Raw genomic sequence first — 15193 nt, 5'->3', positions numbered from 1 at the left:
AGAAGTAAAATCTACTGGGGGATAGATGAGTAGAATTTACTTTTTCATTTTTGGAAAAAAAATTTTTTTAGAAAAGTTCTTGACAAGTTTTCGGAAGTTTTGTATATTGTACGGGTGCCGCGAAAACGGCGGAAACAAGCGCCCTTAGCTCAGCTGGTAGAGCAGTAGACTCTTAATCTATTTGTCCAGGGTTCGAGTCCCTGAGGGCGCAGTTCTAAAGAATGTTGGAAGAGCAACATTCTTTTTTTTTATTTTTTTCTAAAGACTTTTGCTTGTCCTTTCTCTTTCTTAAAAGCTTTGCTATACTCTGTAGGAAATAACTTTTGAGTAAAGGAGATTCTTATGCAAAAGATTTTAGTTTGCGATGATGATAAACAGATTGTAGAAGCCATTTCCATCTATCTTACCGGAGAAGGATATCAGGTGATTAAGGCTTTTGACGGATATGATGTTTTAAAGATTTTGGAAAAGGAAAATGTGGATCTTATCATTTTGGACGTGATGATGCCCGGGCTGGACGGTATCCGTACCACCTTGAAGATTCGGGAAAAAAGCTCTATCCCCATCATTATCCTAAGTGCCAAGGGCGAGGACACCGATAAGATTCTCGGTTTAAATATCGGTGCGGATGATTATATCACCAAACCCTTTAACCCCTTGGAGATGGTGGCCAGAGTAAAGTCCCAGCTTCGCCGCTACACCCAGCTTGGCAATATGAATGAACAGTCTAAGGGAGAAGCTATTTACAGCTGCGGCGGTCTGGTGATTAATGATGACACCAAAGAGGTATCCGTAGACGGCGAGCTGGTAAAGCTTACGCCTATTGAGTACAATATTCTCCTTCTTCTGGTTCGAAATGCCGGTAAAGTCTTTTCCATTGACGAAATTTATACCTCCATTTGGAACGAGGAAGCCATCGGGGCGGACAACACTGTAGCGGTGCATATCCGTCATATTCGGGAAAAAATCGAAATCAACTCCAGAAAGCCTAAGTATTTGAAGGTGGTTTGGGGTGTGGGTTATAAAATTGAAAAGCAGGGAAAGAGCGAGGACTAAGCATGAAACGTCTTCTCCCCTTTTTGCTCCATTTTTTCATTTTATTTCTCTTTTCCATCAGTCTGGTGTTGTTGCATTTTGCCCCCAAGGGAAGTGATACCATTGCCTTTTTGCAGGAGAAGAACTATCTTTCTTCCTCCAGCTTTGACAGTGCTGTTTCGGAAAGCATCAATGATATCTTTGATTATATTGATCTTCGGGATCTTTTTGAAACCAGAGGAACCCTGGATCTAAACCATACCATAGCCCAGAGTGAAAGTAACGGTGCCACCCGTTCCTACAGTCTGGACTATTTGATTAAGTATGCCCGTTCCATGGGCTACTATTTAAACGAGAAAAATGAAATCATGGAGGACGGTCCCGCCACTGTCACCAAGGAACAGGACGAAAAAGAACACCAGATCAAAGTGATTTACCGTGCCTATCTTCCGGATTACCAGCCTGCCAGCCCTGCTGACGGTTTTATGAGCTTGGGAAGACTGGCCAAGGAAGCACTGAGCTATTTGGCAAAGTACTATGCCATCCGCTCCCGATATTTTGATCAGGGCTCCAACTTCCAATTTTATGTGGCCTATAGCAACGGAAATAATTCCACCTATTATAATAATGAAAATGACGGCACAGCGGAAAAAATTCAAAAGCTGGGGAAATATGTTTTTACAGCCTCTTCTTCTTTGGAAATCAAAAGCAATCTAAAAACGATTCCCTCCAATCTGGTACCTCTTTTGGAAGCCAGAGATCCTTATAAAGACGGTTCCTATGTCTTTGCTGCAGGGGTGGATACCTCCTTTCCTGTTCATGACCAATATAAAACCATGATGGAGGAATACAGCATTCGAAGAAACCTGAGTATTTTGGGCGTAGTGCTTTTCTTCGGAAGTCTTATAGCCTTTGTGTTTAGCTTTGCTTTTCTATTATTACATACCGGTCGGGGAGAAAATCGGCAAATGATTCTTTATGCCATTGACCGGGTGCCCTTAGAAGGCATTTTGGCTATATCTGTCTTTTGGTTCTTTTTTGCAGAAGTCTTCAACCGATATTTTTTCGACAGCTTGATTCTGGTATTGGGAAAATTGCCGGAGCCCCTCTTCTTTCATAGGATGGGCCTTTTCGCCCTGCGCTACACTGTTTTTCTGCCTCTGCTTCTTTCCCTGGTGCGGCAGATGCGGAAGGGAATTCTAATTTCCTCTTCCTATAGCAGACGAATTTGGAGTCTTCTGGAGAGTACACTTTCCGCCAGCGGCTTTACCCGTTCCAGATTATACAGTGTACTACTCTTCGTCCTTCCGAATTTCCTGGGCATTGGGCTCTTCGGCTATAATCTTTACTGCTTTTTCCATCATAAAAGCCTCTTACATCTGGGCTTTAGCTTACTACTGCTTTTCCTTTTAATTTCCATTGACTACTACTCCTACTCCATCAGTAGAGGATTGAAGGCAGCGGTAACGGAGCAGGTAAAGGCGGAGCGTTTAAAAACCGACTTGATTACCAATGTTTCCCATGATTTAAAGACCCCTCTTACCAGCATTATCAGCTATGTGGATCTTTTAAAGCGGGAAAATATTGAAAGTCCCAGAGTTCAGGAATATATCGTCGTTTTGGAGCAAAAGTCCGCACGTTTAAAGAATCTGACGGAGGATTTGGTGGAAGCCAGCAAAGCCAGTTCCGGAAATATCTCTTTAGAGCTTATCCCGATTCACTACACGGAGATTTTGCAGCAAAGTCTGGGGGAGTTCGAAGACAAATTGGCTGCCCGCTCCTTACAGGTGCTTACTACCCTCCCTCAGGAGGATATTCTGATTCTGGCGGATGGTCGACAGCTTTTCCGGGTATTGGAAAATCTTCTTAATAACTGTTGTAAATATGCTTTGCAGGGAAGTCGGGTCTATGTGGATTTGCAAAAGGGAGAAGAAGAGGCCACCTTTACCATGAAAAATATTTCAGAAGCCCCCTTAAACGTTTCCCCGGAAGAGTTAACGGAACGTTTTGTACGTGGAGACGTAAGCCGAAGCACAGAGGGCTCAGGTCTTGGCTTGTCCATTGCGAAAAGTCTGACCAAGCTGATGAACGGTAAAATGAAGATTGAAATTGACGGGGATTTGTATAAGGTTTCCCTTTCCTTCCCTTTAGTAAAAGAGGAATTGTAAATTGAAAATGATAAAGCAATCTCTGAAAAATAAACTGAGTCGTTACAGTAGAAACAGCCTATATTTTGTTCTGCTTTTTTCCATGCTTTTTTCTTTTGTATTTTCGAAACAAGTTTTGGCGGATACCTGGCCCACTTGTGTAGACCAAGTTGAGGCGGATGGTGCTTTGCTGATGGATGCCAAGTCCTCCACGATTCTCTATGCTAAAAATGAGAACACCCACTACTTTCCCGCCTCCATTACCAAGGTCTTAACGGCCATCGTCGTGTTAGAACATGTGGAAAATCTGGAGGAAAAGGTCACCTTTTCCCAGGAAGCCACCAGAGGAAATCTGGAAAACAATTCCACCGTCATTGCCGCATCTCCGGGAGATAAGTTAAGTGTTCGAGACTGTCTTTACTCCCTTCTGCTCCATTCCGCCAACGACTGCGCCAATGCACTGGCAGAGCATGTGGCCGGCTCCAACGAAAAGTTTGCGGAACTGATGAACCAAAAGGCTGCGGAAATCGGCTGTACAAATTCTCATTTTACCAATCCTTCCGGACTGAACAATCCGGAACACTACACCAGTGCCCTGGATATGGCAAAAATCATGCAGTACGCCATAAGCAATCCGACATTTTGTCAGATTGATGCCACTCAGGTATACACTCATGGTCCCTTGATTAAGTATCCGGACCCCAATGCCCCGGAAAACACCATCTATGCTCATCATAAGATGATGAAGAAAAGCAATAAGGAGTATTACAGCGGTGTATTTGCCGGAAAGACCGGATATACCCTTCTTGCCGGAAATACCTTGGTGACAGCCTGCAAAAGAGGGGATACTACCCTAATTTGTGTTATCTTAAACGGTCATAATTCCCAGTATCGGGACAGCAAAAAGCTCTTCGATTTCGGCTTTGCCAATTTCAACTCTTATCCTGCGGAAAGCAATGATAGGCGCTTTGCCCAGTTGGAAAACCCTTGGACGGTGGATGGACTTCCCTTGGTGGAGGCTTTGCATTTTACCGTAGGAAGAGATGAGCAGATTTGCCTTCCCAAAAATATTCCCATAACGGATATTGCCTCTACCCTTTCCTACGATATTAGCGAGGAGGAAAAAGCCAGCGGCAAGATAGCCAAAATTCTCTATCAGTACGATGGAAGAACGGTAGGCACAGCTTATGTGTACCTGGAGGATTCTAAAAGAGAGGAAGACAACAAGGATCTTCCCAATACTTCTTTAAAGAAGACGGAGAATATTCCCAAGCAGATCTCCGTAGCCATGGAAAATCAGGAAAATGAAAGCAAGGCGGAAGAATCCACAGCCATGGAAAAAATAAACCACGCACCCATTGTCTTCGATAAGAAGGCAGGAAAAATCATCCTGCAAAAGCCTATCCTACGGGTGCTTCAGATTCTTTTTGCTATATTCACTCTGGTGCTTCTTTCTCTTCTCTTTCTCTATTTTTTCCAAAGAAGGGAAGAATTCTACAGAGCCAGAAGAAGAAAAAGAATGTTAAAGCACACAAAGGATCTTAGCCGAGAACAAAAGGCGAAACGTGACCTGATGTTTGAAAAGCGAAAGAGGCAGAAAAAATAGTTGAACGGGAAGGACTTTTTTGAATCTCGAAGGATTCATCTTGAGAAAAGCTATGGAAAAAAAATAGTTTTTTTAGGAAATATCGTAGAATTTTTAGAATATCTTTCTTGTTCTCCATAATACCGCGTGATAAAATCCATAATGCATTACTATTATTTTTTTCAGTAGTTTGTCGTAATACTATATGATTTTAATCACAAAGAAAAAAAGACGGAATATAGGAGCAGTTAATCAAGGAGGATAAGAATGGAAACATTACACATTATGATTCCCAATGCGGACAGTGTAAACGAATTTGTAGAGCTTACAGGAGAATTCAATTTTGATATGGATTTATGCGACGGAAATCGTTGCGTAGACGCAAAATCTATTTTAGGAATTCTATATCTTGGGGTAGGAAAGGTTCATAAGCTTTCCGTACCGGAAGAGCGCGTAAAGTTCGTAGAGGATAAGCTCTCGACTTTTGTAGTATCCGAATAAGATTAATAAAACAAAAAGAGCTACAGAAAAGATTGTAATTCAGTTCTGTAACTGTATAGCCGGTCTACCGACAGGGGCAATCTGAGCCCGCGGGTACTTACGAAAAACGAATATTATGAAGTTTTTCGTTTAGTATCCCCTGCAGGGGCGAGCTTAGCGGGAGCGTGCCCCTAAGGTAGAGCCGGTATACAGTAAAGAACGAAATCTCTTCTGTAGCTCTTTTTTTATTCTTAACGAGTATCGCACACTACGCGTGCGATATCTCGTTTTCTAATCCTTGTAAAGTTTAAAAGTCTATAAGGTAAATCTTTCCTGTCTTTGCTCTTAACCTACTGGAAAGGATACCATTCTCCGTATAGCGCTTGGTTTGTCCGGCATTATAGCCTCTTCCATCGGTTTTCAGTACTCTTCGAATCTCCATCTTATCCGTAATGGATGCCCTCCACAGGGGGATATCCAAAGTACAGTCCTCATCTCCGCAGTATATAATAATCAGAGCGATTTGATTTTCACTGCATCGAAGATAGGATACCCAGTTTTTTCCACTTTTCAGGAGCATAAGATTTCCGTTTTTCAAGGCAGGTGAAGCCTTTCTGTGGGAAATCAAATACCGATGATATTCTAAAAGCTCCAAATCTTCCTTTCCCCAAGGATAGGGTCTACGACAATCCGGCTCAGTCCATCCGTATACGCCTACTTCATCACCATAAAACAGGGTAGGTGCTCCCGGCCAAGTAAACAAAAGCATACTGGCCAGACGGAAAAGCCCGTAGTCAATGCCGATTCCCGCATCATCAAAGCCATCTTTCATTCTTCCGGCTCTTCTGTTGGTTCTGGTTAAGAAACGGGAATGATCATGGTTGGACAGCTGATTCATCGCAGCATCCAAGGCATTTTCCGGAAGCTTTGCCATGTTATAGCGCATGGTGTTAAAGAATAGCTCTCCATCTCCGAATTTCTCCGGCTCAGCCCTATCGGAATGCTTTTCCATACCGGTCAGAAACCAGCTTACCGGCTCCATAAAGGCATCGTAGTTCATAATGCTGTCCCACTCCTGCCCTTTCAGCCAGGCACTGGGATTTCCGTAATGCTCTGCTAAAATTACCGCGTCTTCATTAGCCTCCTTCACAGCTCTTCGGAACTTCTTCCAAAATCTGTGGTTATAGGCTTCACTGTGCCCTAAATCAGCTGCTACATCCAGACGCCAGCCGTCACAGGAAAAGGGAGGACTAACCCATTTTTTTGCAATCGCTAAGATTTCCGCCTCCAGCTTGGGAGCATTTTCATAATTCAATTTCGGCAGAGTATCATTTCCCCACCACTTTTCATAGCTGTCATTTTCCGGCCAATCGCTCTCTTCTTCCTTCGCAAAATGAAAGTAATCCAGATAGGGACTGTAATAGCTTTCATAAGCTCCCTTAGGATAGGGTGAGCCCTCATCGGTTTTGTAGAAATAGGAAGCATTCATATAGCGATGGAAGGAACCGCAGTGATTAAAAACGCCGTCGATAATCACTCGCATTCCCCTCTTGTGGCAGGCCTCCACAAAAAGTAAGAATAGGGTATCACTGGCCTCTAAATTCTCTTTGTCCGTACTGCGAATACTGTACTTGGAGGCTTCTCTATTGTCCGTTTCCCCCTTAGGAAGCACCTTGCCCCCGTCATTCACAATTCTTCCCAAATGGGGATCAATATGATCATAATCCTGGGTGTCATATTTATGATTGGAGGGAGACACAAAGAGCGGGTTGAAATAAAGAACCTCTACCCCCAAATGCTCCAGATAATCCAGCTTTTCCCAAACCCCTTCCAAATCACCGCCATAAAAGCGATGTACATCAAAGGACTCTACAGGGGCATCCCAATCCGAAACAGATACTACAGGGCGTCCCAGATAAATATACTCTCTGTCCTCTACATTGTTCTTTCCGTCACTATTTCGAAAGCGGTCCACAAAAATCTGATACATAGTAGCGCCTTTAATCCAGTCCGGAACAAAAAAATCCGGAAAAACGGAAAAAGCGTACTGAATATCTAAATCTTCCGTTACCCCTAAACGGTTGTAATGGATAATCTCTTCTCCCTTTTCAATGCGGAAATAATAATGTAAGGGTTTATCCTTCAGCTTGATTTCTATTTCATAGTAATCAAAATAGTGGTCGCTGCTTTCCAGCTTCATCGCATAAATCTGCTGTTCATCCGGAAGATAAACCAAAACCCTGTCTACATCCTCTCTTAGGGTACGAAAACGAATGGTCACATCCGAAAATGCCGGGCTCTCCTCCGGTTCCCGGTAGAACCCCTTTCCTATGCTGTATAAGGCCTCTCGATTGATTCCTCTTTCCTCCATTTCGGAAATCCTCCTTTACTTCCCCAATCCTGAAAAAAGCGATACCGCCCTTCCCGAATTCCAATCAAAGCTTTGCAAACTTAAAGAATCACTTCTCCGATGTAGTTCAATGCTCTATACTTCTGGGCATAGTCAATGCCGTAGCCTACGACGAAAACATCCGGAACACAAAAGCCCTTGTATTTTACATCTACCTCAACTTCCCTTCTCTCCGGCTTATCCAAGAGAGTACAGATTTCCAAAGAAGCCGGGTGTCTTTCCCGAAGCATATGCTCCAAATGATGCAAGGTTCTTCCCGTGTCGATAATGTCCTCCACCAAAAGAACATCCTTCCCTTCCAAGGGCTCATCCAGATCCTTTACAATCTTTACTACTCCGGAGCTTTGGGTTTGAGAGCCGTAGCTGCTGACTGCCATAAAATCCATGGAAACTCGTGGGTTATTCAATTTTTTCGCCAGTTCGCACATAAAGGGAGCCGCCCCCTTCAAAATACAGATTAAATGCAGGTCCTTTCCGGCATAGTCTCTTCCAATCTCCTCCGCCAGTTCACTTACCCGCTTTTCAATTTCCTCCTCCGAAAACAGTACTCGGATTTTTTCTTCTTTTTCCATATTGAGTCCCCCATTTACTATTTTCCTATAAAATTCCGGATTACATGATTTTAAAACTTTTCTAAAAGCAGTCGTTTTTGCTCCACTCTTGCCTTTACACCTTTCGGAAGAGAAAGCCTTCCACCGTTTCCCCTTTTCAACAAGCGGTCAATACCATGGTAATGCAGCTTTCCAAACTCAGTGGTACTGCCCCTTAGCATAAGAATGGCTTCTTTATAGATTTCTCTGCGGAAAAGTGCTTTTTCCTTTTTTAATTGGGGAATGGAAAGAGAAATGATTTTTCCCGAAGTGCTTTGCTCCCATTCTCCGTATTGCTCTATCCATTCTTTCGTCTTCTCTTGAAAATAGGCTTCCGTTTCCGAAAAAAGCTCTGCCGCCTCCAGCAAATGCTTTACCGCTCCGGCATTAATCTTCTCCAAAGCGGGTAAGATTTCCAAGCGAAGATAATTTCTGGCATAGCTTTTGTCCCTGTTCGTGCTGTCCTCCCGATAGGGGATCCCCAATTCCTCCAGTCGCTTCAGAATCTCCTCCTTCCGCAAAGACAGGAGGGGGCGAAGAAGGGTAATGCCTTCATGATTGGCTTCTTGATTGACCTCACGAATAACTTCATAATTGGCTTGATGATTGACTGCATAATGTGCTTTTTTTTCAGCCTCTGAAAGAAGCTCTTCCGCCTTCATGCCGCTAATTCCGGAAAATCCCGCCCCTCGAATCAAATGAAACAATATCGTTTCCGCCTGATCGTCCATATGATGCGCCAAGGCAATTTTTGTTTTTCGGCCGCTTTCCGCCTGCCAACGAAGGGCTTCTTCTTTTAAGGCTTTGTAACGAAGTGTCCTTGCCGCCTCTTCCAGTCCCAGCTTATTTTCCTCGGCATAGTCCGGTACGGAGCAGGTATATTCCAAAAAAGGCACTTGATATAGCTCCGCCTGCTGTCTGGAAAATGCAGCATCTTCTACAGCTTCTTCTCCCCTGATACCGTGTTGCACATGCATGGCTCTAAGAGAAAAAGAAAGATGCTTCTGTAATTCCTTTAAAAAATACAAAAGATACATGGAATCCGCACCGCCGGAAAGAGCCAGCAAAATCTGCTCCCCTTCCCCTATCCACTGCTGTTTTTTTACTTGTAAAAATAGCTCGGTATCGATTCCTTTTCTCATTTTATCCCTGTATACAAAGGAAAAACGAAAGAAGAATCTTCCTCTTTCGCTTTTCTCTAATCCTAACCCTATGGCATAGATAAAACCTATGACATAGAGTTTTCCTCTTTCAGTCTTTACTCTTTCGGCCTTACAATAATCTCATCCGGCATCTGCAATCCAAATATCTCTCTTGCTTCTTCCATGATATACTCTTTGGTCTTCACATAGACTTTTTTCTCTTCCAGAGCTTTAGCCCGTTGCTCTTCCTTACTGTACTCCTCAGCCAAACTCTCTTCCATAGCAAGATAGTTTTTATTTTTCTCCGTAAGCTCTCTGCCACGAACAAAAATAACAATAGCAAGAAGGGCTACCACCATGAACAATCCCAGGACAGTAACCCCATGTTTAAACATTTTTCTTTTCTGTTTCTCTTGCTTTCTCATAGATATTGAAATAGCTCTGCCGCCTCATCCTTTCGCACAGTCTCTTGCACCGACAATACCTTGGCTTCTACTGCTTTTTCTCCGAAACGAATGCTGATGACATCTCCTACCTTTACGTCGTAGGAAGCCTTCTGCACTTTCCCGTTAACAGATATTCGACCGGTATCGCAGGCTTCATTAGCAATTGTGCGTCTTTTTATGAGACGAGATACCTTCAAATACTTATCCAGTCGCATGAAATTAGTTCACGCGATCCTTTAAAGCCTTACCTGCCTTGAATCTTGGAGCCTTGGAAGCAGCAATCTTCATAGTCTCTCCGGTTCTTGGATTACGTCCCTCTCTTGCAGCTCTCTCAGAAACATCGAAAGTTCCGAAACCGATAAGCTGAACCTTATCCCCCTTCTCTAAAGCCTCAGAAATGGCATCAAAAACAGCCTCAACTGCTAATCCCGCATCCTTCTTAGATAACTCTGCCTGCTTTGCTACTGCGGAAACCAAATCTACTTTATTCATCTTTCATCCTCCATAATCGCCGATTTTTCGGCGTAGTCTTGTTACTTGGGGCACAACTCCCCACATACGAGTGCATTATAACTTTCTCCTTTTCTCCTGTCAATGAAAGCCTTGTATTTCCATGGATTTCCTATGTTTTTTCTCTATTTTTGTAAAAAATTTGATAGTTTTTCTTTCTTTTTAAGGGGAAAGTGGGAGAAGCAGGGCTTCTGCTATTTCCTTTGCTTTTTCCATACTTTCCTGAATTTTGGGCAAATCCCGCAAATTCTTCTTTTTATATAAAAGCTTGGGACTCTCTCCATTTACAAATCGAATCTCCCCCCGGGACTCGGAAATCAAGGTAGGAATGGCAGCGGTATTGATTTTCGCCTTAGGGAAGAATAAAAAGTGAATTTCTCCCCTCTTGATCTTGCACTCCGTTACCCCTATTTTATGAAGCAGATTTCGAAGGCTTGCCACCTGGAAGAGATTTTCCACCTGATAGGGAAGATCTCCGTAACGGTCTGTCAGCTCATCCTCCAAATCCATCTTCTCTTCTTCACTGCTTAAAAGAGCAATTTTTTGATAAGCCTCCAGCTTCTGTTCCTCATTTTCCATATAGTTTTCCGGAATAAAAGCGTCCAGATCCACATCCAGCTGGGTTTCAAAGTCCTCCTCTTCCTGCTTTTCTCCCTTTTCCAAAAGTACCGCATGGCGAAGCAACTTGGTATAGAGCTCATAACCCACCGCCTCCATGTGGCCGTGCTGCTCTGCTCCCAATACATTTCCCGCCCCGCGGATTTCCAGGTCTCTTAAAGCAATACGAATTCCGGAGCCCAGCTCCGTAAATTCCCGGATAGCCTTTAAGCGCTTTTCCGACTCTTCTGTAAGGCTTTTTCCTTTTTTATATAGTAAAAATGCATAGGAGGTTCTGTTGGATCTTCCTACCCTGCCTCGAATCTGGTAAAGCTGGGAAAGCCCCATCTTATCCGCATCTTGAATAATCAGGGTATTGGCATTGGGAATATCCAGTCCGGTTTCAATAATGGTGGTGGATACCAGCACATCTATTTCTCCGGCAATAAAGGAAAGCATGATTTCTTCCAGCTCCTTCTCTCCCATTTGCCCGTGAGCATAAGCAATACGAGCCTCCGGAAGCAGTTTTTGCAGGCGAAGCGCCGTATCCTCTATGCTTTTCACCCGATTATGCACATAGTAAACCTGACCGTTTCGCCGAAGCTCTCTGGAAATGGCCTCCCGAATGGTGCCCTCCTCCTCTTCCATTACATAGGTTTGGATGGGAAGTCTGTCCATGGGAGCTTCCTCCAGTATGGAAAGGTCTCGAATACCCACCAAAGACATGTGGAGAGTTCTGGGAATAGGGGTTGCGGAAAGGGTAAGCACATCCACATTTTCCTTTAAGGACTTGATGCGCTCCTTATGCTGTACCCCGAAGCGCTGTTCCTCATCCACCACCAGAAGCCCCAGATTTTTAAAATGCACATCCTTGGAAAGTAATCTGTGAGTTCCTACTAAGATATCAATTCGTCCGCTGGCAAGCTGTTCCAGGGTCTTATGGACTTCCTTTTGACTCTGAAAACGGGAAAGAATTCCCACTTCCACCGGAAAGCCCTTCATTCTCTCCACAAAGCCATTGTAGATTTGCTGGGCCAAAATGGTGGTGGGGCAAAGGTAGGCCACCTGCTTGGAGTCCTGCACCGCCTTAAAGGCTGCCCTAAGCGCTATTTCTGTCTTTCCGTAGCCCACATCCCCACAAACCAGCCGGTCCATGATTTTCTCACTTTCCATGTCTTCCTTGGTGGCTTCAATAGCCAGAAGCTGATCTCCGGTTTCCTCGTAGGGAAAGGCCTCCTCAAATTCTCTTTGCCAAACCGTATCCTTTCCAAAGGGGTAGCCTCTCTCTTCCTGCCTCTTGGCATAGAGAGCCAAAAGCTCCTTGGCGATTTCCCGCACCGCCCCCTTAACCTTGGACTTGGTTTTCTGCCATTCTGAACCGTTTAGGCGATTTAATTTAGGAGCCTTCGCCTCCTTTCCGGCATATTTCTCAATACCGTCCAATTTATTTACCGGCAAATACAGATTCCCCCCGTCTCCGTAGAGAATCTTTAAATAGTCCTTGCTGACGCCATCCGTTACGATTCGCTCAATGCCCTCATAAATGCCGATACCGTGGCTTTCATGCACTACATAGTCTCCCTTATGGAGCTCCGTCAAAGAACCGATATGGAGACTTTCCACCTGCTTTTTCTTCCGACGTTTTCTTCCTGCAAGGCTTTGCCCATATAGGTCCTGCTCCGTCATTACCAGAAGCTTTTCCTTAGGCAAATAAAAGCCCTTTCGAAGATACCGGGGCAATACCCTTATGCTTCCCGCATTTTCCGTGTCCTCTCCCTCTTCCCTGTCTTCGGAAAGTCTATCCGGACAATAGGCGGAAAGCCCCTCCTTTCTTAACTCTTCCGCCAGACGGGAGGCTCTGCTTTGAGAAGGAGAATACAAAGAGATCCGAACCTTCTCCTTCTTATATTTTTCCATATCCCCCTTAAACTGGGCAAACTGCTTACCGTAAAAGGGAATTTCTCTACATTCAACAGAAATGGATTTTAGCGGATTTTCAAAGACCTCCCCCCATTCGGAAAGTCCTCCAAGGCTTGAAAAGAAGAAGATGGGGCGGGAAGCACATTCCTCCATGAGAGTCCTCACAGAGAAAAGGTCTAATGGCCTTTGATCCTTCTCCTGATTTGCCTCCGTTTTTTCCGCTTCAGCCCTTTGGGAAAAGTAGGCGATAAATTCCTCCTCTACCCTTTTTCCCTCTTCTAAAACTCTCACCGGCTCATCCACAATCACCAGACAATCCTTAGGAAGATAATCTAAAAGAGAAAAAGCCTTTAAGGAAGAGGGCTTTCCCTGCTCGGACACCGGGTAAATATTGGCTTCCTCCACCTGTTCCAAAGAACGCTGGCTTTCCAAAGAAAAATACCGAAGGCTGTCCACCTCATCATCAAAAAATTCTATTCTAAGGGGCTCCTCCATTTGGTTGGAAAAGACATCCAGGATTCCTCCCCTAAGGGAATACTCTCCTCTGCTCTCCACCTGGTCCACCCTCTGATATCCAAGGGAATGAAGACTTTCTTGCAAACTCTCCAGAGAAAGAGTCTGTCCCAGCTGCACCGTAAACACTGCCTGACGGAAGGCATTTTTTCCCTCCAACTTTTCCAGCATTGCCGGAAGAGTAGTCACAAGCACTCCCTCTTCCTCCTCCACCAGCTGCCTAAGGCACTCACTTCGCTCTCTACTGATATAGTTTCCTCTGGTATCTGCCTTATAAAAAAGGTAGTCCTTCGCCGGAAAAAGCAGGCAATTCTCCGCAAAGATTTTACCGTCCTGAAGAATTTCCTTTGCCCGCTCCTCCGTCTTACAAAGGTAAAGAATCCATTTTCCCCTAAAGCCAAGAGCCAAAAGGGACTTTAGGGAGTCGGAAATTCCCTCCACAAACAAGGGCTCTTTCTTTTCCAAAGCCTCCGTAAGTGCAAAAAAAATCCGGGTTTTACTCGCCGGATTTTTTGGTAGAAGAATGCCCTCCTCCGGCATTTTTTCCAGATTATGCATCAGCCTCTTCCTTTCCCTTCTTCTTTTGATTAAACTCGTTCATGGCCTGATCAATCCCCTTTTCCACGATGGCAATGCAGGCTTTTGCCGCTCTCTCATAGGCATCTTCCATCTCCGCCTGTTCTTCCTTGGAAAATGGAGAAAGCACATGGTGGGCAAGATCTTCCTTCTCTCCCTTGGCCCCCACCCCTAAACGGATTCTGGGAAACTCTTCACTATGCAGGTGGGCGATAATGTTTTTCAGCCCGTTATGCCCTCCGGCAGAACCCTTCTTCCGGATGCGAATGTCTCCGGGGGCAAAGGAAATCTCATCGGAGAGCACCAGAATCTGCTCCTTGGGAATCTTAAAATACTGAGCCAGAGGCACGATGGATTCCCCGGAAAGGTTCATATAGGTTAGGGGCTTTAAAAGAAGTACCTCTTCGCTGCCAATTCTGGTCTTGGTATAGGCACCACGAAATTTGGTGCTTTCCAAAGACAGGTTTCCCAGCTCCTTACAAAGCACATCAATCACTGCAAAACCGGCATTGTGTCTTGTGCCCACATATTTTTTCTCCGGATTCCCTAATCCTGCAATTAACCACATTTTCTTCCCTCTCTCTATTCTTAAGCTCGATTAAAGCACAAGGCGTATTATAGAGGGTTTTTCCAAACGAATCAAGGTGGAAGCTTCGCGGTGAAGGACTATAAGCAATGAAGGGCTACGCTCTGATGCAGCATATCCCTGTAAGTGGGGCACGCTCCCGCTAACTTCGCTCGTCATAGTAGTGAAAGACTGTAATTATTATACAAGATACGCTTTGATACAGCATATCCCTGTAAGTGGGGCACGCTCCCGCTAACTTCGCCTTCGTAGCAGTACTAACTTCAAGCATCGCTTCGCTCGCTTTCAGTAAGTACTGACGGGCTCAGATTGCCCCCTGTTACAGGGATATGCTGCATCAGTCGCTTCAACTGTTGGAGTCTTACAGCACTTCACCACCCTCAGGCTCAGTAAGTTCAGTGGACAGGCTTGCCCCTTTTACAGGCCCATACTGCATCAATCGTTTCAGCTTTGGAATTCTTACAGTTCTTCACTGCTCTATGGTTCAGGGATTTGGAGCAGTTCCAAGTGGGACAAGGAAAAAAACAAGGACTATCTCAATAAATACTAACGCAAGCACAAGTATAAAATAGGCTAAAGTGACTTATCAGCCTATTTATGATATAATCCCGTCTTTGACAGTTGCGAAAGAGTCAAGAGCCCATAAACGGCGTAAT

Annotated in this window: 12 protein-coding genes and 1 tRNA gene; 5 read left to right on the top strand and 8 right to left on the bottom strand. The window is 44.4% G+C overall.

The genetic code is table 11. The features are described from left to right. Positions 1–138: 138 nt before the first annotated feature. From RYO92_RS09905 to RYO92_RS09885, 5 genes are all read left to right on the top strand, one after another. Positions 139–211: transfer RNA gene (locus RYO92_RS09905), tRNA-Lys, on the top strand. A gap of 131 nt (positions 212–342) precedes the next feature. Beyond that, entirely contained in the window at positions 343–1056 is a 714-nt protein-coding gene (locus RYO92_RS09900; RefSeq protein WP_007156657.1) for a response regulator transcription factor, read from the top strand. 2 nt (positions 1057–1058) lie between these two features. Further along, positions 1059–3203 carry a sensor histidine kinase gene (locus tag RYO92_RS09895; protein ID WP_315370277.1) on the top strand — a complete coding sequence of 715 codons (2145 nt, stop codon included), beginning with the start codon at positions 1059–1061 and terminating at the stop codon, positions 3201–3203. Between the two features lie 7 nt (positions 3204–3210). After that, positions 3211–4788, top strand: coding sequence for a D-alanyl-D-alanine carboxypeptidase family protein (locus RYO92_RS09890; RefSeq protein ID WP_315370276.1), 1578 nt, complete (start codon positions 3211–3213; stop codon positions 4786–4788). A gap of 246 nt (positions 4789–5034) precedes the next feature. Further along, a complete protein-coding gene (locus RYO92_RS09885) occupies positions 5035–5268 on the top strand; it encodes an HPr family phosphocarrier protein (protein WP_183681446.1) in 234 nt (77 codons plus the stop codon). 286 nt (positions 5269–5554) lie between these two features. Here the strand turns inward: RYO92_RS09885 and RYO92_RS09880 are convergent, their stop codons facing one another. The 8 genes from RYO92_RS09880 to pth all read right to left on the bottom strand — a co-directional run bounded on the left by RYO92_RS09880 (position 5555) and on the right by pth (position 14519). Beyond that, positions 5555–7618, bottom strand: a complete 2064-nt coding sequence (locus RYO92_RS09880) for a glycoside hydrolase family 13 protein (RefSeq protein WP_315370275.1) — start codon at positions 7616–7618, stop codon at positions 5555–5557. 80 nt (positions 7619–7698) lie between these two features. Further along, positions 7699–8229, bottom strand: a complete 531-nt coding sequence (gene hpt, locus RYO92_RS09875) for a hypoxanthine phosphoribosyltransferase (protein WP_314667292.1) — start codon at positions 8227–8229, stop codon at positions 7699–7701. A gap of 50 nt (positions 8230–8279) precedes the next feature. Beyond that, the gene (gene tilS / locus RYO92_RS09870) at positions 8280–9389 is read right to left on the bottom strand and encodes a tRNA lysidine(34) synthetase TilS (protein ID WP_315370274.1); all 1110 of its coding nucleotides are present in this window, start codon (positions 9387–9389) and stop codon (positions 8280–8282) included. A 116-nt stretch (positions 9390–9505) separates the two neighbouring features. Next, on the bottom strand, positions 9506–9784 hold the full coding sequence (locus RYO92_RS09865; RefSeq protein ID WP_242650879.1) for a septum formation initiator: 279 nt from the start codon (positions 9782–9784) through the stop codon (positions 9506–9508). A 26-nt stretch (positions 9785–9810) separates the two neighbouring features. Then, on the bottom strand, positions 9811–10050 hold the full coding sequence (locus RYO92_RS09860) for an RNA-binding S4 domain-containing protein (protein WP_007156667.1): 240 nt from the start codon (positions 10048–10050) through the stop codon (positions 9811–9813). Between the two features lie 4 nt (positions 10051–10054). Further along, positions 10055–10327: an HU family DNA-binding protein gene (locus RYO92_RS09855; protein ID WP_007156668.1), complete on the bottom strand. Its 273-nt coding sequence runs from the start codon at positions 10325–10327 to the stop codon at positions 10055–10057. Between the two features lie 180 nt (positions 10328–10507). Beyond that, entirely contained in the window at positions 10508–13933 is a 3426-nt protein-coding gene (gene mfd, locus RYO92_RS09850) for a transcription-repair coupling factor (protein WP_315370273.1), read from the bottom strand. After that, complete coding sequence (gene pth / locus RYO92_RS09845) at positions 13926–14519, bottom strand: aminoacyl-tRNA hydrolase (protein ID WP_308578772.1); 594 nt, start codon at positions 14517–14519, stop codon at positions 13926–13928. Before pth ends, mfd begins: the two co-directional genes overlap by 8 nt. Positions 14520–15193: the final 674 nt, after the last annotated feature.

Origin of the sequence: Oribacterium sinus, from assembly GCF_963553175.1 — a bacterium.
GTDB classification, from domain to species: Bacteria; Bacillota; Clostridia; order Lachnospirales; family Lachnospiraceae; genus Oribacterium; species Oribacterium sinus_B.
Note: the sequence above shows the minus strand (reverse complement) of the source record. Positions and strands in the feature narration are given on the sequence as shown.

Coding starts and splice junctions, on each gene's coding strand:
- RYO92_RS09900 (WP_007156657.1), top strand. CDS start 343: ATGCAAAAGATTTTAGTTTGCGATGATGATAAACAGATTGTAGAAGCC.
- RYO92_RS09895 (WP_315370277.1), top strand. CDS start 1,059: ATGAAACGTCTTCTCCCCTTTTTGCTCCATTTTTTCATTTTATTTCTC.
- RYO92_RS09890 (WP_315370276.1), top strand. CDS start 3,211: ATGATAAAGCAATCTCTGAAAAATAAACTGAGTCGTTACAGTAGAAAC.
- RYO92_RS09885 (WP_183681446.1), top strand. CDS start 5,035: ATGGAAACATTACACATTATGATTCCCAATGCGGACAGTGTAAACGAA.
- RYO92_RS09880 (WP_315370275.1), bottom strand. CDS start 7,618: ATGGAGGAAAGAGGAATCAATCGAGAGGCCTTATACAGCATAGGAAAG.
- hpt (WP_314667292.1), bottom strand. CDS start 8,229: ATGGAAAAAGAAGAAAAAATCCGAGTACTGTTTTCGGAGGAGGAAATT.
- tilS (WP_315370274.1), bottom strand. CDS start 9,389: ATGAGAAAAGGAATCGATACCGAGCTATTTTTACAAGTAAAAAAACAG.
- RYO92_RS09865 (WP_242650879.1), bottom strand. CDS start 9,784: ATGTTTAAACATGGGGTTACTGTCCTGGGATTGTTCATGGTGGTAGCC.
- RYO92_RS09860 (WP_007156667.1), bottom strand. CDS start 10,050: ATGCGACTGGATAAGTATTTGAAGGTATCTCGTCTCATAAAAAGACGC.
- RYO92_RS09855 (WP_007156668.1), bottom strand. CDS start 10,327: ATGAATAAAGTAGATTTGGTTTCCGCAGTAGCAAAGCAGGCAGAGTTA.
- mfd (WP_315370273.1), bottom strand. CDS start 13,933: ATGCATAATCTGGAAAAAATGCCGGAGGAGGGCATTCTTCTACCAAAA.
- pth (WP_308578772.1), bottom strand. CDS start 14,519: ATGTGGTTAATTGCAGGATTAGGGAATCCGGAGAAAAAATATGTGGGC.